At 47.2% G+C, this 24,986-nt stretch carries 23 protein-coding genes; 16 read left to right on the top strand and 7 right to left on the bottom strand.

The window, feature by feature from the left end; genetic code table 11:
* Window positions 1-76: 76 nt before the first annotated feature.
* The 5 genes from soxA to GXP22_08795 all read right to left on the bottom strand — a co-directional run bounded on the left by soxA (window position 77) and on the right by GXP22_08795 (window position 3,878).
* Window positions 77-943 carry a sulfur oxidation c-type cytochrome SoxA gene (gene soxA, locus GXP22_08815; GenBank protein ID NOX09571.1) on the bottom strand — a complete coding sequence of 289 codons (867 nt, stop codon included), beginning with the start codon at window positions 941-943 and terminating at the stop codon, window positions 77-79.
* Between the two features lie 30 nt (window positions 944-973).
* Window positions 974-1,288 (bottom strand): thiosulfate oxidation carrier complex protein SoxZ, encoded by a 315-nt coding sequence (gene soxZ / locus GXP22_08810; protein ID NOX09570.1) that lies wholly within the window; start codon window positions 1,286-1,288, stop codon window positions 974-976.
* A 49-nt stretch (window positions 1,289-1,337) separates the two neighbouring features.
* Window positions 1,338-1,805 carry a thiosulfate oxidation carrier protein SoxY gene (soxY, locus tag GXP22_08805; protein ID NOX09569.1) on the bottom strand — a complete coding sequence of 156 codons (468 nt, stop codon included), beginning with the start codon at window positions 1,803-1,805 and terminating at the stop codon, window positions 1,338-1,340.
* Between the two features lie 45 nt (window positions 1,806-1,850).
* On the bottom strand, window positions 1,851-2,225 hold the full coding sequence (soxX, locus tag GXP22_08800; GenBank protein ID NOX09568.1) for a sulfur oxidation c-type cytochrome SoxX: 375 nt from the start codon (window positions 2,223-2,225) through the stop codon (window positions 1,851-1,853).
* 201 nt (window positions 2,226-2,426) lie between these two features.
* Complete coding sequence (locus GXP22_08795; protein ID NOX09567.1) at window positions 2,427-3,878, bottom strand: M48 family metallopeptidase; 1,452 nt, start codon at window positions 3,876-3,878, stop codon at window positions 2,427-2,429.
* Window positions 3,879-4,082: 204 nt separating this feature from the next.
* On the opposite strand from GXP22_08795, the gene GXP22_08790 reads away from it, so the two are divergent.
* From GXP22_08790 to GXP22_08760, 7 genes are all read left to right on the top strand, one after another.
* Window positions 4,083-4,418 (top strand): rhodanese-like domain-containing protein, encoded by a 336-nt coding sequence (locus GXP22_08790; GenBank protein ID NOX09566.1) that lies wholly within the window; start codon window positions 4,083-4,085, stop codon window positions 4,416-4,418.
* Window positions 4,419-4,552: 134 nt separating this feature from the next.
* Complete coding sequence (locus GXP22_08785; protein NOX09565.1) at window positions 4,553-4,783, top strand: sulfurtransferase TusA family protein; 231 nt, start codon at window positions 4,553-4,555, stop codon at window positions 4,781-4,783.
* 401 nt (window positions 4,784-5,184) lie between these two features.
* Window positions 5,185-6,696 (top strand): long-chain fatty acid transporter, encoded by a 1,512-nt coding sequence (locus GXP22_08780; GenBank protein ID NOX09564.1) that lies wholly within the window; start codon window positions 5,185-5,187, stop codon window positions 6,694-6,696.
* A 187-nt stretch (window positions 6,697-6,883) separates the two neighbouring features.
* A complete protein-coding gene (locus GXP22_08775) occupies window positions 6,884-8,074 on the top strand; it encodes a methyl-accepting chemotaxis protein (GenBank protein NOX09563.1) in 1,191 nt (396 codons plus the stop codon).
* A 144-nt stretch (window positions 8,075-8,218) separates the two neighbouring features.
* Window positions 8,219-9,130, top strand: coding sequence for a LysR family transcriptional regulator (locus GXP22_08770; protein NOX09562.1), 912 nt, complete (start codon window positions 8,219-8,221; stop codon window positions 9,128-9,130).
* 12 nt (window positions 9,131-9,142) lie between these two features.
* On the top strand, window positions 9,143-9,541 hold the full coding sequence (locus GXP22_08765) for a Crp/Fnr family transcriptional regulator (protein NOX09561.1): 399 nt from the start codon (window positions 9,143-9,145) through the stop codon (window positions 9,539-9,541).
* Between the two features lie 2 nt (window positions 9,542-9,543).
* A complete protein-coding gene (locus GXP22_08760) occupies window positions 9,544-10,617 on the top strand; it encodes an AI-2E family transporter (protein ID NOX09560.1) in 1,074 nt (357 codons plus the stop codon).
* A gap of 135 nt (window positions 10,618-10,752) precedes the next feature.
* Here the strand turns inward: GXP22_08760 and GXP22_08755 are convergent, their stop codons facing one another.
* Window positions 10,753-11,235 (bottom strand): peroxiredoxin, encoded by a 483-nt coding sequence (locus GXP22_08755; GenBank protein NOX09559.1) that lies wholly within the window; start codon window positions 11,233-11,235, stop codon window positions 10,753-10,755.
* Window positions 11,236-11,251: 16 nt separating this feature from the next.
* On the bottom strand, window positions 11,252-11,782 hold the full coding sequence (locus tag GXP22_08750; GenBank protein ID NOX09558.1) for a glycine cleavage system protein R: 531 nt from the start codon (window positions 11,780-11,782) through the stop codon (window positions 11,252-11,254).
* Window positions 11,783-11,934: 152 nt separating this feature from the next.
* On the opposite strand from GXP22_08750, the gene GXP22_08745 reads away from it, so the two are divergent.
* The 9 genes from GXP22_08745 to GXP22_08705 all read left to right on the top strand — a co-directional run bounded on the left by GXP22_08745 (window position 11,935) and on the right by GXP22_08705 (window position 24,936).
* Entirely contained in the window at window positions 11,935-12,816 is an 882-nt protein-coding gene (locus GXP22_08745; GenBank protein NOX09557.1) for a 4-hydroxy-tetrahydrodipicolinate synthase, read from the top strand.
* Between the two features lie 31 nt (window positions 12,817-12,847).
* On the top strand, window positions 12,848-13,963 hold the full coding sequence (gene bamC / locus GXP22_08740; protein NOX09556.1) for an outer membrane protein assembly factor BamC: 1,116 nt from the start codon (window positions 12,848-12,850) through the stop codon (window positions 13,961-13,963).
* 6 nt (window positions 13,964-13,969) lie between these two features.
* Window positions 13,970-14,737: an MBL fold metallo-hydrolase gene (locus tag GXP22_08735; GenBank protein NOX09555.1), complete on the top strand. Its 768-nt coding sequence runs from the start codon at window positions 13,970-13,972 to the stop codon at window positions 14,735-14,737.
* A gap of 314 nt (window positions 14,738-15,051) precedes the next feature.
* The gene (gene purL, locus GXP22_08730) at window positions 15,052-18,939 is read left to right on the top strand and encodes a phosphoribosylformylglycinamidine synthase (GenBank protein ID NOX09554.1); all 3,888 of its coding nucleotides are present in this window, start codon (window positions 15,052-15,054) and stop codon (window positions 18,937-18,939) included.
* A gap of 231 nt (window positions 18,940-19,170) precedes the next feature.
* A complete protein-coding gene (locus GXP22_08725; GenBank protein NOX09553.1) occupies window positions 19,171-19,464 on the top strand; it encodes an STAS domain-containing protein in 294 nt (97 codons plus the stop codon).
* 33 nt (window positions 19,465-19,497) lie between these two features.
* A complete protein-coding gene (locus GXP22_08720; protein NOX09552.1) occupies window positions 19,498-19,860 on the top strand; it encodes a response regulator in 363 nt (120 codons plus the stop codon).
* Between the two features lie 6 nt (window positions 19,861-19,866).
* Window positions 19,867-21,918: a chemotaxis protein CheA gene (locus GXP22_08715; protein NOX09551.1), complete on the top strand. Its 2,052-nt coding sequence runs from the start codon at window positions 19,867-19,869 to the stop codon at window positions 21,916-21,918.
* A 12-nt stretch (window positions 21,919-21,930) separates the two neighbouring features.
* Entirely contained in the window at window positions 21,931-22,446 is a 516-nt protein-coding gene (locus GXP22_08710; protein ID NOX09550.1) for a purine-binding chemotaxis protein CheW, read from the top strand.
* 123 nt (window positions 22,447-22,569) lie between these two features.
* On the top strand, window positions 22,570-24,936 hold the full coding sequence (locus GXP22_08705) for a PAS domain S-box protein (protein NOX09549.1): 2,367 nt from the start codon (window positions 22,570-22,572) through the stop codon (window positions 24,934-24,936).
* The last annotated feature ends 50 nt before the right edge of the window (window positions 24,937-24,986 follow it).

The following is a 24,986-nucleotide window of genomic DNA, read 5'->3' as shown; positions in this document are numbered from 1 at the left end:
ACTTGTTAATTATTGCCCTGTTGAAAAAAAACCCGACTCATAGAGCCGGGTTTTTTATTGCTCGGCATGCTTGTGATTACTGGCGCATACCCGGTCCATTAACCTCAATACCATTACTCATGTAAGTAAGATAATACTCTAAAGCTTTGTATTCATCACTCTGAGCCTTAAGAGGTTTGAATCGAACCTGTTTGTTACAGCCACCAAAGCGACGATGTACGGTACCAAAACCGCCCAGATCACCCTTGCCTTTGGATTCCCATTTTTTACGATAAACAGGGAAATGACTCAGGTTGCCTAGAGCAGGACTTAGCAGATTACCGCGAGCCATGTTACCGGCATTATACATATGGCAATCGGCACAGGACATGTTGAGCTGACCACGTTTGGCAAAGAAATTCTGTTTGCCTCGTTCCAGTATAGCCAATGCCCGAGGGTCGTTAGGCACCTTGATAGCCAGTTTATTACCCCTTGAGGTATAGGACATATAGGCAGAGATCGCGGCTATCTTGTTTTTCTTCCACTTCAGTGGTTTCTCACCATTGTGGCTGCGACAAGCGTTGATATCCTGTTCCAGGGTGCGTACGGTACCGGACTTGGCATCAAAGTAGGGATAGTTTTGACGAATACCAATGCCTCCATTTGGAAAACAGCTGGCATAAGTCTTACCATTAGCGAAAGGCTTTTCGAATAAGTCTTTGCCGATATCCAGCCCGATCTCATAAGGGGCAAACTCCTCGATGGACTCCCATTCAACACGTCTTACCTTATCAATGCCATAGATGCCATTGCTGAAATCCTGGAATGTAGTATCTGGAAAGCGCTGTTGATAATAGGATTGAAAGGCCTTCATTTCAGCCTCGGGTGATGCCTGTAACGCCCCTGAGTTGATGCTCAGAAAGGTTAGTGCGGCTGCAAATAATGCGGTTTTTTTCATGTTCATTGCTCCACTAGAGAGTTGTATGTTTATGATTTAGCGGATTGCAGCTTCTGCTGATGCGCTTTCGCCTTTATTATCCACCCAGCTTAGTTTCAGTATGTCGCCCTTGGCTACATTCTTGAGTTCGAAGGCGAGATAAGGATTCTTGGAGACAGCCGGCCCCCATTGTGCGGTAAAGACGGTATTGCCCTTCACATCACAAACAACTTCCTGGATGAAATGAGCGGGGATCTTCTTACCTGTTTTTTTGTTTTTGCGAAACCCGGTTTCCATCGGGTGACTGATGAGTGCTTTTACCTTGGTGACATCGCCACTCAGTTTTGCACGAATCTTGATTGATTTTGCCATGTTGTACTTCCTCTAGAATTAATGTAAACGATCAGCTTGTGTTGCGAGACTAACCGCCACAACCACCAATCGTTACCTTGACCTCTTTCTGAGTGCTATATAGCTTGCCATTCGACTTAACCACAGCAATCACATTTGAGGTCTTACCCAATTTGATACGGGTGGCTACAAAAGGATTTGAGTGCTCAGTCAGTTGAAAGGATGCCGCCATTGGGTTGACATTCTTTTCAGCAATAATACTGATGGCATCGACGTGGTGATCCATATCAGCAGAGACGGTGATCTGCACGACGGCACCATTTTCAGCAATGTCCGGAGCCTTGAGGTGGATCTTGCTACTGCTGTCACGTTTGTCTGTGGCATACATGGCATTTAAGGCATCACCAACTGAGGTGGCACTAAAGGCACTTTTAGGCCAGGCAGCCAATACGCTGCGTGGGGTGAGTAATCCTGCGCTGATACCTGTGCCAATAACACCCATGGCCAGTGTACCTTTCAAAATTGTTCTACGTTTCATGCTAGTCACATGTATTCTCCTGGGAAATCTCTTTAGTTCTTCAGTTTATAGCGAGTATATGTAGGCGGTAATCTTGTCGATATCGCTATTACTCAGAATTTTATGCCGTCCAAATGGAGGCATCATACTGTTGGGGTTGTTGGCCGTTGAATCCCAGATCTGGGCACGAAGCCTGGATTTATCAGGGTAACGATCTTTCATTGCAATTAATGCGGGACCAATATTACCCGGTAATTTTCCACCAGCAATGGCATGACAGGCCAGACAGTTTCCTTTTTTTCGATTAAAGGCCAGTTTCTTGCCTTCAGCAATGACTGACGCTTCTGATGCTGAGGCAACGCTTACTGGGATCATTGTAAGGCCGGTGAGTATACTGGCTATTGATATAGCAGTAATGGTTTTAAACGCGGATTTCCGCATTGCACTCTCCTTAAAAATCTAAAGTTCGTAGTAGTGTTAAAACGATAACATCATCCCTGAATATCACAAGCATTTTAATGTGGTATTAGTCTCAATCCAGATTTGATGACCTAGACTATAACTCCGAGTTTTTGTTTCGTCAAAGGGGAATTGATATATGCATGCTACATTAGTATATTAGAGTTTTCTGTGACTTGGTTTTTATTCATTGCTATGAGGGCGATTTCTTTTTAGCTCAGAAAGTCGAGCGGTAATTCGCTCCCGGTCAGTGATGTGTAAATTACTGGATTCCAGTGCCTGTTTTAGTTGACCGATTGCAGCTGCAACGTTTCCACTGAGTAAAAAATATTCAGCCATGGACTCTTTGGCGATGGCGGTATTACCGGATTGATATAACGTATCAGCAAACAGGTACCAGGCATCAGATTGATAAGCGGATGTCTGTTGAGTTAATGGCTTCAATAAGGACAATGCTTTGGTGAATTGTCTTTGTTGTGATAGCAGGCGACTATAATCAAGGATCAACACAGGGTTGTTAAAAAAGGTGTCGTATGCGGCCTGATAATAAGCAAGAGCTTGTTGGGAGTTGCTGGCATCATTTTCTACACGCGCTAATGCCAGTATGAATTGTATCTCGTCCGGATGTTTTTTGACCAATGAAGATAAGATGTTACGTGCTTGTGAATAGCGCCCCGTTTTTTGTAGGATCAGGGCCTGGCCGTAACGGGCTGCATCTTTAACCAACGGGTTATTACTATCTTGCTTGCTGAGTTGAAATAGGGTTTGTTGTGGGTCTGTGGTGTAGCGGGTTAGTAATTTAATTCGAGCAAGGTGGAAACCTAATGAATCCCGTCGCCCCTGCCCCTTTTGATGTCGGTTTCGATCCTGGGCATTGGCGATACGTTCATCGGTAACAGGATGGGTGCTCAGGAAAGGTGGGATTTGATTTCCGGAATAACGGCTTTGTTGTTGCAGGCGGAGAAAGAAATCAGACATGCCGGTGGCATCAATGTTGGCTTGATGCAAGATTTGCATGCCGATAGAATCGGCTTCGCGTTCATGGCTACGGGAATAATTTAACTGGTTTTGTATTGAACCGGCTTGCACACCAATGATGGCTGCCTGCGCTGCTGCCGGGCTTTGGCTGCCGATTAATATGGCTGCCAGCATGGCTGCCGCTGTGGGCAGGCTGAGTTTTTGTGCCAAGGCATAATTGCGTGCCGCATGGCGTTGGGATATGTGCGCCATCTCATGTGCCACCACGCTGGCAAGTTCACTTTCAGTTTGGCTGGCGAGAATAAGTCCGGTATGTAAGGCAATAATGCCACCGGGTGCGGCAAAGGCATTGATTGAGGGATCATCAATAATGTAGAAGGACAAAGGGTAGGGGGTTTTTACCCAGCCGAGTAGTTGGTTAGTGAGTGAGTCCAGATAACTGCGCAGATCGGGGTCTTGTACTAATAGTCCGTTGTGCTGCAGGTAGGCAACTAGTGCCTGACCCATTTCTCTTTCTTGTTGTAGTGGTAGTGCCTGTTGTGAGGGATCGCCGAGTTCAGGCAATGTACTCAGTTCATTGCGTTCGTCATTGGCATCGCCTGGGTTTGAAATTAATAATCCGATGCTTATTAGTAGGGGGGTAAAGAAGGTTTTCATGTGCTGTTGTTATTTCCACGTTTTGCGCGTTCCACGTTTTGCATGCCATCCTCGCGCATGCGGGGATCTGGTTTTGGTAGGGTGCGTATTACGCACCTTTCATACTCGACCACTGTAGAATAAAAAGGTTTCCCGCGCCATTGAATAATTTTGTGCGCCAGTATATAATTAAATGCTTATATACGATAGGGTTTAAGATGAGCAATGGATGCGGTTAAAGATATTAGTGTCAATGATCTGGCTGATCTACTGAAGACCTCTGAGGTTCCTGTGCAGTTACTGGATGTTCGTACGGTTGCTGAAATGTCACAGGGTATTATTCCCGGCGCTTTATTGGCATCACCGGCTAACATGGGGTTAGCAATAGAATATACGGGTATTACCGTTATTTACTGCCGTTCGGGTATTCGCTCTGCACATGTTTGCCGCTTATTGACGCAGCAGGGGTGCGGTCATGTGCTGAATTTACGACATGGTATTATCGCCTGGGCAGGTGCAGGTTTATCTATTACGAGACCCGATGAAGGTTTTTTTTCCTGATTTATATGCTATTTTTTTGCACAAAACTTGCCTTTTCACTGTATTTGCCTTATAAAGTGGGTCTCGGGATTGTGGCTCTTTAGGTTCCATGACCGTTTAACCCAGAATTATTTTAAGATTGAGGAATTTAAGCAATGGCTAATTTTGATGACGAACTGGATGCATCCGGTTTAAACTGTCCCCTACCAATCCTGCGTGCCAAGAAGTCTTTGTCGGCACTGGAATCAGGTAAGGTTCTGCATATTATCGCTACTGATCCGGGTTCTATTAAGGATTTTGAGGCCTTTGCCAAGCAGACCGGCAATGAGCTGATTGAATCTCGTGAAGAGGGTGGTAAATACCACTATCTGATCAAAAAATCTTGATTAAATATTAATGAGACCTTTACACGATAGATTCACAAGTAAAAATGGCTTAAATTTCGCTGCTTTTCGTTAGAAAACTTGTCAATATCTAGATATTAACTGCGTTTCCTGCCTCAATCAGAAAAATTTTAGCATATTTTTCTTTTGCGCCTCTATCGTGCAAAGGTCTCATAATTAAGATTGATGAAAAGCCCCGGTTTACCGGGGCTTTTTTGTGCGCGTGGTAAAAAAACAGCAAAAAGTTCATTTATTTTCTAAAGTAATTTGATATCGGGGCGATAGTAATCCGAATTTATTAAAAAATGCAGAAAAATCAGCAAGTACGCTGGTATTGATGATAATCAACAAAACGTGTTGCATTTTAACAACAAATATAGATCCTGCTGGAGGAGATAAATAGTATGAAATACTCATTTAAATTGAGCTTGGCTACCGTGGCTGTCAGTGCATTACTGACTGCACCTGTTGTACAGGCAACTAATGGTTACTTTTCGATTGGTTACGGTGCTAAGGCGCGTGGCATGGGTGGTGTGGGTGTTGCTCTGCCACAGGATGCTATCGCAGGTGCAACTAATCCGGCGGGTATTGCCTTTACCGGTAATCGTATTGATGTGGGTCTTGAATTATTTCAACCCTTTCGTAGTTCGACTCTGGATGCCAGAGGCTTGGATGTGAATGCCGCAACTGCGGGTGCGGTTCCTGGTCAGGGTATGCGCTCTACCGTTAAGAGTGGAGCGAATCTATTTGCGGTACCTAACTTTGGTGCAGTAATGAGGGCTGGTAAGGTGTTGACCTTTGGTTTGAGTGCTGTGGGTGCAGGTGGTATGAACACGCGTTATTCAACCAATCCTTACTCGTCTGCTCTGGCTCCCGTTATTGGTGATACCAGCAGTAATAATTTCGGAGTGGGTGGGCAATCTGGTTTTGCTGGTATGTATGAGCTTATGGGCGGGAATGTTGCTGCGATAGATGCTAATCTTGCTATGTTGTATAACGATCCTACGGTTGGTTCAACCGCAGGTGTGAATCTGGCGCAGTTGATTGTGGCACCAACCGTTGCCTACAGTATCAACAAGAAGAATAGTGTTGGTGCTTCACTGCTATTGGGTTATCAGCGTTTCCGTGCCTATGGTCTGGGTCTGTTCCGTGCCTTTTCTGCTGATCAGGCCAATCTGACTAACGTCGGTGATGATCAGGCCTTTGGTTTAGGTGTTCGTGTGGGTTGGACGGGTAAGGTCACCAATGAACTGACCTTGGGTGCAACGGCTGCTTCCAAAATCTATATGCAGAAGTTCAAGAAGTATTCGGGTCTGTTTGCCGAGGGTGGTGCTTTTGATATCCCGGCTAACTTTGCTCTGGGTCTGGCTTATAAGGCAAGTGATAAAGTGACACTGGCCTTTGATGTGGAGCGTATCCTGTACACCGGTGTGGCCGCTATTTCTAATCCTGGTCCAACGGCTGATGAGTTTTTTAATGGTTTAACAGGTGCGTTGACGGGGCCAAGTTCATGTGGTGCGGGAGGTAATGAAGCCTGTGTTACTAAAGGCATGGGTAACTCCAATGGCTTTGGTTTTGGCTGGGATGATATGACGGTCTACAAGCTGGGTGTGGATTATGTCTACAGCAAACAGTGGACCTTCCGTGGCGGCTTTAACTACGGTAAGAGCCCGATTGCTAATAAAGAAAACCTGTTTAATATTCTTGCCCCTGGTGTTGTAGAGAGACAGATGACTCTGGGCTTTACTTATAGTCCAAGTCGGAATAACGAGATCACTGTGGGTTATATGCATGCCTTCCGTAAGGATCAGTCAAATGTATACGCAGGCACAGGCGGTTTTACTGGGTTTAATTACCAGGCTGACATCGGTATGTCACAGAACTCCCTTGATGTCAGTTACGCATGGAAGTTTTAATATCTGAGCAAGGCTTGTATCAAGTATTGTAATGAAATAAACAGGCTGCATCTTTAATAGGTGTGGCTTGTTTTATTTGCATGTTACCTTAATAAGTAGTGTGAATATACTCGCAACGGCGATCAAGTTTCCGAGCACTTGGTCGACTTAATGAGACGCGCATCACAGTATGGATGAATAAATTATTATGAATAAAATTAGTTTCAAACCCAGTATTACACGAACCCTGCTTATGGCCTCTGTTGTATTCTGGATTGTGGCAGGTTTTGTATTCCCTGTGTTTGCTGAGCTTTATATGAGTTGGCAGCCCGGTATTTTAGTCTGGGGTGTTATCTGTATCGTTTTGGGCGCTGCCTTGGGTTTTACTAATTACTTGATGGTGGATGTTATTCTGCTACAGAAGTTGAAGGTAATCTCCATTATGGCGCAGGCGATGAGTGAGAATGATATCAATCAACACTGTGACCTGAAGAGTGATGACCTTATTGGTGAAATTGCAGACGGGTTTAATCACATGGCGGATAATCTGCGTAATATTGTCGGTGAGATCAGTGGTGCGACCAGCCAGTTGGCATCGGCTGCGGAAGAGATGTCTGCCATTACCGATGAGGCGGGTAATTCTGTTGCACATCAGCAAAGTGAGATTGAGCATGTGGCGACATCGATGAATGAGATGATGTCGACAGTGCATGAAGTGGCCAAACATGCGACTGAGGCAGCGGCCTCGGCACAACAGGCGGATGCGGCGGCGAGTTCGGGTGCCTTGGTGGCAGTGAATGCTATGGGTGGTATTGATGCGCTAGCCAATCAGGTGGAAGAAGCGGCACAGGTGATTCATAAGTTGGAACAAGAATCTGAGAGCATTGGTATGGTGCTGGATGTGATTCGTGGCATTGCCGAGCAGACCAATCTGTTGGCACTGAATGCCGCCATTGAGGCGGCGCGTGCGGGTGAGCAGGGCCGTGGTTTTGCTGTGGTGGCTGATGAGGTGCGTACCCTGGCTAGCAGAACGCAGGCATCGACTGAGGAGATTCAGAAGATGATTCAGCGTCTACAAATAGGGGCCGGTAATGCGGTACAGGTGATGGATGCCGCACGTACCAGTGCTAAGGATGGTATGGAACAGGTTGAGCAGGCAGCTGAGGCATTAGGTGAGATTGCCGGTGAAGTGGCCGCAATTACCGATATGAATACACAGATTGCCAGTGCGGCTGAAGAACAGAGTGCCGTTACCGAAGAGATTAATCAGAATGTAGCCAATATCAAGGAAGTGGCTGATCAGACCTCGGCAGGTGCACAACAAACCGCCTCTGCCAGTGCTGAATTGGCACGTCTATCGGCTCAGTTACAGAGCTTGATGGGACAGTTCAAGATGTAGTGTGTTAGAGCATTGCGGTTATATAACCCCGCCCTTGTGGCGGGTTTTTTATTGGTGCGTACCACGCACCATAAAATTTTATTTGTATATTAAGCTGATTAATAGGTACTATTAGTTAAATGAATCTCCTTTGAGAATATAAATATGGCAGATCGTAGATTACAGGTGTTTTATACCGTGGCTCAGATGTTGAGTTTTACCAAGGCAGCGGATAACTTGCATATGACGCAGCCTGCAGTAACTTTTCAGGTGCGGCAACTGGAAGAATATTTTAATACGCGTTTATTTGATCGTACTCACAACCGGATTAGTTTGACGGATGCAGGGAAACGGGTTTTTGAGTACGGAGAACAGATATTCACCTTGTATGCGGAGATGGAAAACGCAGTGCGTGAAGTTACCGGTGACGTTAGTGGTGCCCTGATTATTGGTGCCAGCACCACCATTGCTGAGTATATGCTGCCATCCCTGTTGGGGGATTTTAAGCACAAGTACCCGGAGGTTAACTTGCAACTCAAGGTGTCGAATACCGATGGTATTGTCTCTATGGTGGAGAATAATGTGATTGATCTGGGGGTGGTCGAGGCTCCGGTGATGAACAAAAATCTGGTGGTAGAGGTCTGTCGTAATGACAAATTGGTCGCCATTGTATCGCCTAATCACCCGTTGGCAGGTGAGGTTGAGGTGGATATCGCACGTTTGCTTGAGTATCCGTATATTTGCCGTGAAGAGGGCTCGGGTACGCGCGAGGTTATCAATGAGTATATGAATGCAGCTAATGTGGATCTAAGCGGTTTGCATATCTCGATGGAATTAGGGAGTCCGGAGGCGGTTAAGGGCACCGTTGAGGCGGGTATGGGGGTGTCGATTGTATCCGGTGCAACGATTAATAAAGAGCTGGAGTTAGGCACCCTAGTGGCGCTAAATTTAAATCCACCGCTGGAAAGGCCATTTTCCTTTGTGCATCAAAAACAGAAGTTCAGGCATCGGGTAATGGATGAATTGCTGGAATTTGCGCGTAACCACTGTAAGGAACACCTGAATGATGAAATTTAATAAACAGGAGAAATGTTTGTGACGGCATGGGAAGAAGGGTTATTGAAGATTTGTAGCACTCTATCGGTACAAGATCGTGGCACCTTGTTGTCATTTGCTGGTTTTCTGGTACAGCAGGGTCGGGGTGTCGATATGGAACTACCATCGGCTTTGCCTGTTGTGCAGGAAAAACCCGTATTGGCTAAGCCGGAGAATATAGCAAGACCTGATGATGAGTCGACAGTTGCTGCACTCAAGCGTCTGTCGGCAATCTATCCGATGTTGGATAAGAATATCCTGCTGGATCAGACTTCTTCGTTGATGATTAGTCACATTATGCAGGGTAAGGATAAGAAAGGGGTTATTGATGAACTGGAGCAGATATTCAAGGATGAGTATGCGCGGTTAGAAGAACAGATGGAAAGCGAGTAGATATGAACGTGTTGCGTGCCTGGTTTGATCGTTATTTTTCTGATCCACAGGTGGTTATACTGAGTTCGGTATTGCTATTTGGTCTGTTTGTCGTGTTGATTATGGGCAATATGCTGGCACCGGTGCTGGCGGCAATCGTGATCGCCTATTTATTAGGCGGCCTGGTTAATATTCTGGTGCGTAAGGGGATGCCAAATTTGTTTGCTGTCATCCTGGTATTTGTTTTGTTTCTGTTTTTTTTGTTATTTGCCTTCTTTGGTTTGATACCTAGCCTTTCCAATCAGATTACACAGTTGATTCAGCAGTTTCCTGCTATGGTGGGCAAGGGGCATGAGGTGATGACACGCTTACTGGAGACCTATCCAAACGCTGTGTCCGAACAGCAGTTGAATGAGTTGATGACGGGTATTCGTGCCGAAATCGCTTCCTTTGGACAACGTATGCTGAGCCTGTCACTGGCCTCTATTATGGGGTTGGTTACCCTGTTGGTGTATCTTCTGCTGGTTCCTTTATTGGTGTTTTTCTTTCTCAAGGACAAGAGATTGATTATTGAATGGTGTGCTAGTTTTTTACCGAAGGAACGTGGGCTGTCTACTCAAGTCTGGTCTGATGTGAATCAACAGATTGGCAATTATGTCCGTGGCAAGGCATGGGAAGTGGTGATTGTTGGTCTGGTGACCTATGTTGCCTTTTACTGGATGGGTTTGGAATACGCCGTGTTATTGTCTACCCTGGTGGGGCTTTCCGTTATTGTGCCTTATATTGGCGCGGCAGTTGTTACCATTCCGGTCTTTGTTATTGCTTATTTTCAGTGGGGCTGGGAAGCCGATCTAGCTTATCTGATGTTGATTCATGGTGTGATTCAAGCCGTGGATGGCAACGTGTTGGTACCTTTATTATTTTCCGAGGTGGTTAATCTGCATCCGGTTGCCATTATTGTTGCAGTATTGGTCTTTGGCGGTCTGTGGGGGTTTTGGGGCGTGTTCTTTGCGATTCCATTGGCAACCCTGGTGCAGGCGGTGTTGAAGGCGTGGCCTTGTAGTCGTTCTGATTCAGAGGCGGTAGAGGGTTCTTGAGTCAGGGTATGCGTTCCCACGCAGAGCATGGGAACGAGAGCTATTACGCATGTGTCTGGTTCCCACGCAGAGCATGGGAACGAGAGCTATTACGCATGTGTCTGGTTCCCATGCTCCTGCGTGGGAACGGGGTGGTCACTCTCCATTTCGATTGATCTCACGAATACGTTGCAGAACTTCGTCGATATGTCCCTTGACCTTAACCTTGCGCCATTCTTCCCGTAAGATACCTTTTTGATCGATAAGAAAGGTGCTGCGTTCAATACCCATGACCTTCTTTCCATACATATTCTTTTCCTTGATGACATCATACAAGCCACATAGAACTTCATCCTGATCGGACAGAAGTTCGAAGGGAAAGCCCTGTTTTTCCTTGAAACGCTGATGGGAGGTAACGCTATCTCTGGAAACGCCAAACACCACGGTCTTGTTACGCTTGAATTTATTGTATTGATCGCGAAAGTCCTGCCCTTCCTGGGTACAGCCTGGCGTGTTGTCTCTGGGGTAAAAATATAACACAATGTTTTTACCAATATAGTCGGACAGGGTGATATTCTGCTCGCCCGTGGCGGCAATGGTGAAGTCCGGTGCTTTTTTGTTGAGTGTTGGTGTGCTCATGGTCAAAATAGTCCTGTTAGTCTTTGATCGGTTCAATCACTGCATCCAGGTTGAGTTGGTCACAGAACTCCATGAACTCTTCACGTAGACTGGCGATGCGGATATCGGCAGGGATGTTGACGGTAATATGGGCAGAAAACATGGGTGACCCGGTGTGTGCGGCAGCATAGGCGGTGGTTGACAGTTCCTGGATATTAATCTCGCGCGAGGAGAAAAAACTGGCAAGATTATGCACGATGCCGGGGTGATCCAGGGCAATGACATCAACACCATAGGACAAGGTGTGAGCGACATATTGGGGCGGCTCGGTAGCCTTGACTGTGATGCGCATATTCAGCTGTTCTTCCAATGCGGGAAGCTGGCCTTCCAGTTTAGCAATAGTGTTCCATGCACCGGATACCAGCAGGATAATGGCGAATTCCCCGCCAAGTACGATCATGCGGCTATCCTCGATATTGCATCCACTTTCCAGTATGTGCTGTGATAGCTCATTAACAATACCGGATCGATCACTGCTAAGTGCCGAGATTACGAGTTTTTTATCCATGATGTCCTTTCTTGCATAGTAATACCGTACATAATAGCAAGATCACCTGTTTATGTGGATAATTTATTGAATTAACGTGACTATGACTTGTCAGTTTGAGGGGGGCGAAGTAGTATACTGCGATTAAATAGGGTTCCCTGCGGAGGGTAGATATGTTTCACGGTAGTATAGTTGCATTAGTTACGCCGATGCAGGATGACGGTGCGCTGGATGAGGCTGCTTTACAGTCATTGCTGGAGTTTCACATCGATCATGGAACAGATGCGATTGTGACCATGGGTACCACAGGAGAATCGGCTACACTGGATGAGAAAGAGCATTGTTATGTGATTCGCCGGGTGGTTGAAATGGTGGCAGCAAGAATCCCGGTGATTGCCGGTACTGGCGCTAACTCGACCACGGAGGCGGTACGTCTGACACAGTGTGCGCTGGATGCCGGGGCTGATGCCGCCTTGTTAGTGACGCCCTATTACAATAAGCCGGGCCAGGAAGGTCTGTATCAACATTACAAGGCAGTGGCTGCTGCCGTGCCTATTCCGCAGATACTCTACAATGTGCCGGGGCGTACGGCCTGTGACCTGTTGCCGGAGACGGTAGAGCGATTGTCGACAATATCCAATATTATCGGGATTAAGGAAGCAACGGGTGATCTGGGTCGTGTTGTTGATATTAGGCGGCGTTGTGGTGAGGGTTTTGCCTTATACAGTGGTGATGATGCCAGTTCGATGGAGTTTATGCGTTTGGGTGGTCATGGCGTTATCTCGGTAACAGCTAATGTGGCGCCTGGAATGATGCATGATCTTTGTGCTGCGGTGCGTGCCGGTGATCTGGAACAGGCAGGCAGGATTAATAGTGAACTGGATGCTTTGCATAACGATTTGTTTGTTGAGGCTAATCCTATTCCAGTGAAATGGGCGTTGTGTGAGATGGGTTTGATTGGTAAGGGGATTCGTTTACCGCTGACCTGGTTGGCGGATGAAAATCATGCGCGGGTGCGGCAGGCATTGAGTCAGGTTGGGCTGGTTTCCAGCTAAGTAAATTTTAGAATAATTCAGGATTGGTGTAATGCAATTAAACAGGTTATTTTCACACGTTTTTACCTATGTACTGCTGGTTGTTTTGGCAGGCTGTAGCACTCTAGATAAAATAATGCCGCAGGAGAAGGCTGATTATCGAAAGAGTACAACTTTGCCACAGTTGGAGGTGCCGCCAGGTATGTCATCGCCTACATTGGCGGGTGGGCAGGCGCTTCCTGTCAGTACCACCAGTTATAGTGAATATATACAGGATAAAGAAAGTAAGGTTTCAACATCCTCTCAGGTATTACCCGCTGTTGATGGTATTGTGGTCAGGGGTGAAGGCGATAAACGCTGGTTGCTTGTTAATATTCAACTGGATGATCTATGGGATAAGGTGCGTTCATTCTGGCTGCAGTCCGGGTTTGAATTAGTGATGGAGAATCCGGCGTTGGGTATTATGGAGACCGATTGGGCCGAGAATCGCGCTGATATTGCCGATGGTCCGGTACGTCGATTATTTGGTTCGGTTATGGATGGCATGTATTCGGCGGCTACTCGGGATAGTTTCCGTGTACGCCTGGATTTTAATCGTGATAATAATCAAACCGAGATATTTATCGTTCATCGTGGTATGGAAGAGGTCGTTGAAGGGCCTGCGGATGAAACAACAGGCACCAAGTGGCGTCAACGTGATAATGATCCTGAGTTAGAGATTGAGATGCTCAGACGTTTAATGGTTTATCTGGGTGCGGGTGAGAAGCAGGCGCAGAGCAGTCTGGCTCAGAAACAAGAGTCAACAATTCATGCCCAGTTGATACATAAGGAAGGACAGTTGAGTCTGGTGGTTGCGGATACCTTTGCACGTACCTGGCGACGTACCGGGATTGCACTGGATCGCATAGGCTTTGCGGTCGAGGATCGGGATCGAAGTAAAGGAAGCTATTTTGTTCGTTATATGGATCCATTCAAGGATACCAATAAAGGCTTCCTTGATAAATGGTTGCCATGGCGTGATGAAAAGGAAGGCAAACAACATTATCAGATTCGTTTGCTAACCGGAACCAATAACACGCACATTGAGATATTGAATAAACAGGGTCAGGTTGATTATTCGGGTACTGCTGTCAGAATCCTGAAGCTGCTGGAAGAACAGCTTCGATAAGTAGTGATGCGTTTTGCCTCGTTAGGTAGTGGTAGTCGTGGTAATGCCACCTTGATTGAGAGTGGCGATACCCTGCTTATTCTGGATTGTGGCTTCTCGGTTAAGGAGACGCAACGCCGTCTGGCGCGACTGGATATCGAGCTGGATCAGTTAACAGCTATCCTGGTTACCCATGAGCATGGGGATCATATCAACGGGGTTGCTCGTCTAGCGCGTAAGTGTCAGATCCCGGTGTGGGTGAGTAGTGGTACCCGTGTCTGCCTGCCTGATCAAAATATACCTATTATTCGTGAGTTTAATAGCCATGAGTCCTTTGTTATCGGGGGCTTGCAGATCCAGCCCTTTCCAGTACCGCATGATGCGCGTGAACCCTGTCAGTTTGTCTTTAGTGATGATGTCCTGCGCTTGGGGGTGTTGACGGATGTGGGTGAGATTACCCGTCATATCTGTGATTGTCTGGACGGTTGTCATGGTTTGCTGCTGGAGTGTAATTATGACCCCGAGATGTTGCGTACTGGAGAGTATCCGCCCAGTCTGAAAAAGCGAGTGGCGGGTCGATTCGGGCATCTGAGTAATGAACAGGCAGCGGGCCTATTGCAGCAGATTGACCTGCAACAGTTGCAACATCTGGTTATTGCTCATATTAGTGAAAAGAATAATACCCCGGAGTTGGCACATCAGGCACTGGAGTCAATGATGACGGGTATGCTGGAGAAGATTACCGTAATTCATCAGGATGAGGGCCTGGGCTGGCATCAGTTAAGTCGAGGGTGATGTTTTCTGGTAAGTTCGAGGCATGAATTGCTCTTCTTTATCAGAGACACGCCGTGAATACGTCCATGTAGGCTCGATGCCCGCATCCCTGCGGGCAACGGTCTCCGCTAAAGAAGAGCGATCCCTGTCTCTTGAGTGAATTTCTACGGCACAGGCCGGGGACATAGCAGGCTTTATCTGCTGTGTCCCCTCGAAGAGTTCCACGAGCCTCAACTGCGACAAACCCCCATCATAAATAGAATAATACGCTTGAAGATAGTAGAATCCCCTTCCATATAACACATTCCTTAAATTAACAATTCCAGGATCAATCAATGCTCTATCTACGCGGTCAATCTGCTCTATCTTCATTTCGTAATGAAAAGTTATTGTCGAGGCTACAGGCCATTGATCCGGCGATTAAACGACTCTCGGCAGACTATATATTCTTTGTTGATATCGAATCGAATCTGGACGAGTACAATCGGGATGTATTGCAGCAATTGCTCGATGCGAAGCTGACGGATGTGGGTTTTTATCAACCAGATCGTATGCTTACGGTGGTTCCTCGCATGGGTACTATATCGCCCTGGTCGAGTAAGGCGACGGATATTGTGCATCTGTGTGGTCTACAAGTGGTGCACAGGGTTGAACGCGGGGTGATCTATACCCTGGATCGGGATTTGACTGATGAGCTCAGGCAATCACTGGAAGAGGCCTTGCATGATCGTATGACCGAGAGTGTGCTGGAGGACGTGCAGGAGGCTGTTGCCTTATTTAGTCACATGACCCCTGTGCCCTTGAGTGTGGTGGATATTATACAAGGTGGACGTGCGGCACTGAAATTGGCGAATAAGTCGCTGGGTTTGGCCTTGTCGGAAGATGAACTGGACTATCTGGTTGAGAATTTTACTGCTCTACAACGTAACCCCACCGATGTCGAATTGATGATGTTTGCCCAGGCCAATTCGGAACACTGTCGTCACAAGATATTCAATGCCAGTTGGCATATTGATAATGAGGCTAGGGATAAGTCACTGTTTGATATGATTCGAGACAGTTACAAGGCGAATCCTGATGGGATACTGTCGGCCTATTCGGATAATTCTTCGGTGATCGAGGGCAGTAATGGCCATCGCTTTTTTCCGGTGGCAGGGAGTGCTGAGTATCAGGAACATGAAGAACCTATTCATATCCTGATGAAGGTTGAGACCCATAATCATCCGACTGCGATCTCTCCTTTTCCTGGGGCAGCAACGGGTTCAGGTGGTGAGATTCGTGATGAGGGAGCCACCGGGCGTGGTAGTAAACCCAAGGCAGGTCTATGTGGTTTTTCTGTCTCCAATCTACGCATCCCTGGTTTTGAACAGCCCTGGGAGACGGATTTTGGTCGTCCTGAGCGTATTGTCTCGGCATTGGATATTATGGTGGAGGGGCCTTTAGGTGCTGCTGCCTTTAATAATGAATTTGGTCGTCCTAATCTGTGTGGTTATTTCCGTACCTATGAAGAGAAGGTGCCGGGTCCTGATGGTGATGAGCTGCGTGGTTATCACAAGCCAATCATGATTGCGGGTGGTTTGGGTAATATCCGTGCCGGGCACGTCGAGAAGGGTGATATCCCGCCCGGTTCACAGATTATTGTGCTGGGTGGTCCAGCGATGTTGATTGGTTTGGGTGGAGGGGCTGCCTCTTCGGTCTCCAGTGGTAGTAGTGATGCGGAACTGGATTTCGCTTCGGTACAGCGCGGTAATCCGGAGATGGAACGTCGTGCGCAGGAGGTTATTGATCGCTGTTGGGCGATGGGTGAAGATAATCCTGTACTGTCGATACATGATGTCGGTGCCGGTGGTTTATCTAATGCCCTACCCGAACTGGTTAATGATTGTGGACGTGGTGCGCGTTTTGAGATTCGTGCGGTACCGAATGATGAGCCGGGGATGTCGCCCATGCAAATTTGGTCGAATGAGTCGCAGGAACGTTATGTGCTGGCGGTGGCACCGGAACGGTTGGAAGAATTTCAGGCGATTTGTGATCGTGAGCGTTGTCTCTATGCCGTATTGGGTGAGGCGCTGGAAGAACAGCAATTATTGTTGGGTGATGCCGAACTGGGGGCAACGCCGGTTGATTTGTCGATGTCTTTATTGTTGGATAAGCCACCCAAGATGTTGCGTGATGTGCATCATAGAACCTTTACCAAGCCCGAATTTTCCACTGTAGACATTGATATCAATGAGGCTGTTATGCGGGTATTGCGCCTGCCAGCAGTGGCATCGAAGAAATTCCTGATTACCATTGGTGATCGTTCGGTGACGGGCATGGTTGCACGCGATCAAATGGTGGGGCGTTGGCAGGTGCCGGTGGCGGATGTTGCCGTTTCCTGCAGTGATTATGTTTCACATAGCGGTGAAGCGATGGCGATGGGTGAGCGTAGTCCGATTGCATTGGTGAATGCCGTCGCCTCCGGGCGTATGGCAGTCGGTGAGGCGATTACCAATATTGCTGCCTCCAGTATTCGTAACTTGAAGCAGATTCGATTATCGGCTAACTGGATGGCAGCAGCCGGGCATGAGGGTGAGGATGCCGCCTTGTTTGATACCGTGCGTGCGGTGGGTGAACAATTATGTCCTGCCCTGGGTATTGCTATTCCGGTGGGTAAGGATTCCCTGTCAATGAAGAGTATTTGGCAGGAGGATGGTGAAGACAGGGCGATGACCTCACCGTTATCACTGGTTATTACAGCCTTTGCTCCGGTGCTGGATGTGCGCCGTACCCTTACTCCTGAATTAAGACTGGATCAGGGTGATAGTGATTTGATCCTGATTGATCTGGGTAAAGGTGAAAATCGTCTGGCGGCCTCGGCACTGGCACAGGTTTACAAGCAAGTGGGACATCATACCCCGGATCTAGATGATCCCGCCCTGTTACGTTCATTCTTTGAGGTGATTCAGTCATTGAATCAGGATAATCTGTTACTGGCCTACCATGATCGTGCCGATGGTGGTCTATTGGCACTGATCTGTGAGATGGCCTTTGCTGCTCACTGTGGTGTCGATGTTGTGCTGGATGATTTAGGTGATGATGTCTTAGCCGCGTTGTTTAGTGAAGAACTGGGTGCTGTGATACAGGTGCGCCATTGTGATACGGATACCGTGTTGGAGATATTGCGTGGAGCCGGACTGGCCCAGGTCTCGCATGTGATTGCGGCACCGAATGAAACGGATCAGTTACGCTTCAGTTATCAGAACAAGAATATTATTGTTGAGGATCGTGCTGTATTGCATCAGGTCTGGGCTGAGACCAGTTATCGTATGCAGGCATTAAGGGATAACCCGGACTGTGCGCAACAGGAATTTGATGCCTTGCAGAATAATGAGGACAGTGGCCTGTTTGTTCGTTTGGATTTTGATGAACAGGAGGATATTGCGGCACCTTATATTAGTAAGGGTGTACGCCCTCGAATCGCTGTCCTGCGGGAACAGGGTGTGAATGGTCAGACCGAGATGGCGGCGGCATTTCATCGTGCCGGTTTTAGTTGTCAGGATGTCCATATGAGCGATATTCTGGCAGGACGGGTGACGCTTGATGATTTCAAGGGGTTGGTCGCCTGTGGCGGTTTCTCCTACGGTGATGTGTTGGGTGCAGGGGAGGGTTGGGCGAAGACGATTCTGTTCCAGCAGCGTGCGCGTGATGAATTTGAACGTTTCTTTAATCGTCAGGATAGCTTTGCCCTGGGGGTTTGTAATGGCTGTCAGATGTTGTCGAATCTGGCAGAATTAATCCCGGGAGCCGAATACTGGCCACATTTTGAAGGTAATCTCTCTGAACAGTTTGAGGCACGTTTCTCCCAGGTGGAAATTGTTGAGTCTGCCTCTATTCTGTTGTCAGGCATGCAGGGTTCCAGTATGCCAATTGCCGTGGCTCATGGTGAGGGTCGTGCGGTCTTTGCTAGTGAGGAAGGCAGGCAACAAGCTGTTGATCAGGGTTTATTAGCCATGCGTTATGTGGATTATAAGGGGCAGCCGACGACGGCTTATCCGGCTAATCCTAATGGTTCGGTTGAAGGTATTACCGGTCTATGTAACCAGGATGGTCGCGTTACCATTATGATGCCGCATCCTGAACGTGTGTTTCGTACATTACAGAACTCCTGGTATCCCGATGAATGGGCTGAGGATGCTCCCTGGATGCGTATGTTCCGAAATGCCCGTCACTGGCTGGGCTAAACACAAAACCAGGGTGCGTGGTACGCACCCTACCCTTGTCATTTCCGTACAGGGGGATCTAAAAACATAGGTAAGGTGGGTTTTTTATCGCTCAAAGCGAATATAAAAGCACATGCATATCAGTTTGTTACAAGTATTTTTCTATATTCTTGTTTTTTTTCTAAAGTTTCCTCATAAATTGCCGAATGGCTGAACTAGATTAATAAGCTAAAAAGGTATTGAGGAGTATCTGTGACAACAGTCTCAAAGGAAGAGGGTCGAGTCGATCTGGGTGCCGATTGTGGCATGCCCAATGTAGCCTTACTTTACCATCAACTCAGTGATTTATTGACGGGTGATCAAGCGGTAACGATTGATGCCAGTCGGGTTACGCGTGTTGATGCCTCTATTATTCAACTTTTGTGTTCTTTTATTAAGGCGATGGTCGATGCTGACAAGGCTTTTTGCTGGGGCGATGTCTCGGATGCCTTTCGTGATGCTGTTGTTCAGTTGGGTCTGCAGGAAGCAATGGGCTTACCCGCGTAATTATATTAATTATTTTGTTGGAGAGAGTTTGATATGCAAACGATTTTAGCTGTTGATGATTCGGCATCAATGCGTCAGATGGTGACCTTTACCTTAAAGGGTGCGGGTTATGAGGTGATTGATGCCGTGGATGGTGTTGATGCCCTGGAGAAGGCGAAAAAGGCAACAGTGGATCTGGTGTTGTCGGATATTAATATGCCCAATATGGATGGCATTAGTCTGATCAAGGAGCTACGTGCTTTGCCTGCCTACAAGTTTGTGCCTATGCTGATGTTAACCACCGAGAGTGATACCAGTAAGAAGCAGGAGGGTAAGGCCGCGGGTGCGACGGGCTGGATCGTCAAACCCTTTAACCCGGAACAGCTGTTATCCACCATCAAACGCGTATTGGGGTAGTCTGCCATGAGCATCGATATTAGCCAGTTTCATCAAATCTTTTTTGAAGAAAGTTTTGAAGGGCTGGAGGGTATGGAAAATGCCTTGTTGGCAGTCAATGATGGTGATGATGATCCTGAATTAATTAATACTATTTTTCGTGCCGCCCATTCTATCAAGGGCGGTAGCGCAACCTTCGGTTTTACCCAGGTGGCAGGTTTTACTCATGTCATGGAGACCTTGCTGGATCAGGTGCGCGAGGGTGAACGTGAGATTACCTCACAGGCGATTGATCTGTTTCTGGCATCGGTCGATCTGTTGCGTGAGATGTTGGCTTCGGCTCAGGATGGCGAGGATCTTGAGCAGGAACGTGTGTCTGCGGTTCAGGGGCAATTGGAACAAATGATGGGTGAGGATGGTTCTCCATCTGAGGCTGTGGCCAGTGTTGTGGCTGTGGACGACAATGAGGTCACAGTAACCGGTTGGAAGGTTGGTTTTAAGCCGCATCTGGATATGATGCGTACCGGTAACGATCCGGTCAGGATATTGCGTGAGGTATCGAGTCTGGGCGAGGTTAAGGTGCAGGTTGATATCGAGAAGCTTCCCGTTTTTATAGACCTTGATCCAGAGGAGTGTTACCTGGCCTGGGAACTAGAGGTACGGGGTGATGTCTCGCATCAGCAGATTGAAGAGATCTTCGAGTGGGTTGATGAAGATTGTGATCTACAGATTGAAGCATTAGCCGCTGCTGTTGATGCACCTGTACAGGAGGTTTCTTATCCTGATGAAAAGAGAGAAGATAAAAAGGATAGACGGCAATCAACGGATCGTCGTTCAGTGGGTGTGGATCGCCGGGGTAAAAAGGCAGCGGTAGAGAGTACCTCTATTCGTGTGGATACTGACAAGATTGATGCCTTGATCAATATGGTGGGTGAGCTGGTAATTACTCAGTCCATGTTGGGGCAGATTGGTGAGTCGATGGATGATTATGATCCTGCTCATCTTGAAAAACTACGCACAGGACTGGCTAGTCTGGAACGCAATACCCGTGAGATGCAGGAAAGCGTCATGCGTATTCGTATGTTACCCATCAGTTTTGTATTTAACCGTTTCCCCCGATTGGTTCATGATCTGAGTGCCAAACTGGGTAAGGAGATCGACCTGCAGATTACCGGTGAGCAGACCGAGCTGGATAAGACAGTGATGGAAAAGATCGGTGATCCGCTGGTGCATATTGTGCGCAACTCCCTTGATCATGGTATTGAATCAGTTGAAGATCGAGTGGCAGCAGGTAAGTCTGAGATGGGTACGGTTAACCTTGATGCCTATCATCAGGGTGGCAATATTGTGATTCGAATTGCCGATGATGGACGTGGTCTGAATAAAGAGAAGCTGCTGGAGAAGGCGATTGAACGCAGTTTGATCAGTGAAGATGACAGCCTTGATGATAGCGAGGTTTATGCGCTGATCTTTCATGCCGGTTTCTCTACTGCAGAGTCGGTTAGTGATCTGTCCGGGCGTGGTGTAGGAATGGATGTGGTACGTCGTAACATTGAAGAGCTGGGTGGTTCGGTTCAGATACAGTCTGAGTTAGGTGTGGGGACGACGATTATTATTCGTCTGCCACTGACGTTGGCAATCTTGGATGGGCAGTTGGTGCGGGTTGGTAAAGAGATTTATATTGTGCCACTGATTGCTATTATTGAATCTCTACAAGTGGGTAAGGATCAATTAAGCAAGATTGCAGGTGATGATGAACTCTATCAGTTGCGGAGTGAATATATCCCTGTGATTCGGGTTGACAGGATGTTGGGTACGGAACCTGATCCTGTTAAAAACTCGGATAATATCCTGGTGGTGGTTGAGGATCAGGGCAAGAAGAGTGCGTTGGCAGTGGATGAATTGCTGGGTCAGCAGCAGGTAGTTATTAAAAATCTCAAAGTTAATTATCAATCGGTAGAAGGTGTGTCAGGTGCCACTATTCTGGGTACCGGCGAGGTTGCGCTGATCCTGGATATTACCGGTATTGTACGTCTCAGTCGCAGTGGTCTGGCGACCAAACTGCGGGTTGCAGGCTAAGGAGTTCGAACAATGAGTCTATCTCAAGATGTAGTAGAAAATGTAGCTAATGGGGATGATGTTGATACCAATCAGTATCTGACCTTTATTCTGGCTGATGAAGAATATGGTGTTGATATCCTGCGTGTGCAGGAGATTAAGGGCTATGACAAGGTAACGGATATACCGAATACCCCTGATTATATGATGGGTGTAATTAATCTGCGTGGCACTATAGTACCGATTATTGACCTGCGACGACGTTTCACTTTGGATCTGCTTGAGTATGGCCCGACCACGGTTGTTATTGTAATGAAGGTGGTAACGGATAACGGTTCTCGTGTTATGGGCATTGTTGTTGATGCCGTATCCGATGTGTATAACGTGGCACAGGATGATCTGCAGCCACCGCCGGATTTTGGTACCGGTATATCGGTCGATTTTGTTCGTGGCCTGGCAACGGTGGGTGACAATATGGTGATCATATTGGATATTGACCGCTTGTTGAGTGACGATGAATTAAAGTCAATGGATCTATTGAGTAAGTAGACTGTTCATAAGATGTCATCCTCGCGGATGCGGGGATCTACTAATAATGAATTGGTGAAAGAGCAGCAGCTTGAATATTTTTTAAGTTAAAGAAGTTTAGATAGAATATCTGGAGAGAGACAAATGAAGACGAATTTACCTGTTACGGATAACGAAGTGCTGTTTGATGATAGCCAGATGATTGTTTCCAAGACGGATCTGAAGGGTATTCTTACCTATATTAATCCGTATTTTATTGAGATTAGTGGGTTTACCAAGGCTGAACTCATTGGTAAGAATCACAATATGGTGCGTCACCCGGATATGCCGCCGGAGGCCTTTGATGATCTATGGGACACAGTAAAGCGAGAGGAACCCTGGGTTGGTCTTGTCAAAAATCGCTGCAAGAATGGTGATTATTACTGGGTGGTCGCCAATGTAACACCGCTACGTGAAAATGGCCGCGTGGCTGAGTATATGTCGGTGCGAACCAAGCCAACACGCGCACAGATTGAAGAGGCTGATGCGCTTTATAAAGAGATCAATGCGGGTCGGGCATCGCTGGCACCTAAAGGTCTTAAGAAGATTGCGGTCTGGTTTGATTCATTAACCATTGGTAAGCGTTTGTTGGGTGTTAGCCTGATTGGTACCCTTTTATTCCTGGTTTCTGCCTTTATGAGCTATGGCGAGATGGTTGCAATGGCGGGTGATATTGATGGCTTTGAGGCCATGTTATTATCAGAGTTGGGTGTTAACGCACTGGTGTTGTTGGCTATATTTGGCGGCATGGCATGGTTGATCAAGAGCAGTGTCCTTAATCCTATGTATGACACTGTTCATCAATTACGACGATTGGGTGAGGGTGATTATAAACAGGATATTAATATCAGACGTGGTGGTGAAGTGGGTGATGTCTTGCGTGCGGTGAAATCAACACAGATCAAACTGGGTTTTGATATTAATGATTCACGCCAACAGGCAAATGCCTCCAAGCGTATTGAGGTGGCACTCGATAATGTCAGTGGCAATATTATGATGGCAGATAATGAGGCGAATATTATCTATCTGAACAAGGCCGTTGTGAATATGATGAAGAATGCAGAGGATGATATTAAGAAACAGTTGCCAAACTTTAATGCCAATGAATTACTGGGTGCCAATATTGATATATTTCATGCCAAGCCGGAGCACCAGCGTCAGATGTTAAAGGCGTTAACCGGGACACATAATGCGCGTATCAAGGTGGGTCCAAGAACCTTTAATCTATCAGCTAACCCTGTGATTAATGATGATGGTCGTCGTCTGGGTACGGTGGTTGAGTGGGCTGATGTAACCGAGCAACTGGATGCCGAGCGTCAGGTGGAAAGTATTATTGCCAACGCGGTGGATGGTGTATTGGATCAACGTATTGATACCTCATCCTATGAGGGCTTTATGCTCAGTATTGGTGATGGTATGAATCGTATTCTGGATACGGTGGTGCGGCCGATTAATGTTGTCAATGAGGTGTTACAAGGTCTTGCCAATGGTGATTTGACCGGGACTATGGAGGGTGATTACTCCGGTGATTTTGCTTCTCTACAGGTATCGATCAATGAATCCTTGAGTAAGTTACAGGAGATGGTTGGCAAGATTCGGACTACCTCGGGTACGATTTCAACCGGAGCCAGTGAGATTGCGCAAGGCAATACCAATCTAAGCCAACGTACTGAAGAGCAGGCGGCCTCTCTGCAAGAAACCGCTTCCAGTATGGAAGAAATGACCTCAACGGTTAAACAGAATGCAGATAATGCCCATCAGGCCAGTCAGCTTGCCATGAGTGCGCGTGAACAGGCTGAGAAGGGGGGGGGTATTGTTAGTAAGGCCATTACAGCAATGGCCGATATTAATAGTTCCAGTAAACAGATTGCAGAGATTATCGGGGTGATTGATGAGATTGCCTTCCAGACTAACTTGTTGGCATTGAATGCAGCGGTTGAGGCGGCACGCGCAGGTGAACAGGGTCGCGGTTTTGCTGTGGTGGCATCCGAAGTGCGTAATCTGGCACAACGCAGTGCCGGTGCTGCCAAGGAGATCAAGGATCTGATTAAGGACAGTGTGGAGAAGGTTGAGCATGGTTCAAGTTTAGTCGATGGATCAGGTAAGGCGCTGGAAGAGATTGTAACCGGGGTTAAGAAGGTGAGCGATATTGTTGCCGAGATTGCCGCAGCTAGTCAGGAGCAGTCATCGGGTATCGAACAGGTCAATCAGGCCATTATGCAGATGGATGATGTGACTCAGCAGAATGCCGCTCTGGTGGAAGAGGCAGCAGCAGCGGGTAATTCATTGGATGAGCAGGCTGCGGGTCTGCGTGAATTAATGAACTTCTTTACCGTTAGTGATATGGGTGACGGCCTGTCACAGGCATCGGTAATGAATACGCGGCGTTCGGCAGCACCTGTTAGACCATCGAAAAAGGTTAATAAGGTCACGGCATCGACAGATAATGATTCTGAGTGGGAAGAATTTTAATGGATTATAATTGTTATTCCCGCGTAGGCGGGAATCTAATGAGCCATTGA

The sequence above is a fragment of the Gammaproteobacteria bacterium genome (assembly GCA_013151035.1).
In the GTDB taxonomy this organism is placed as follows: domain Bacteria; phylum Pseudomonadota; class Gammaproteobacteria; order JAADJB01; family JAADJB01; genus JAADJB01.
The sequence above is the reverse complement of the archived record's forward strand: the minus strand, read 5'-3'. Positions and strand labels throughout refer to the sequence as shown.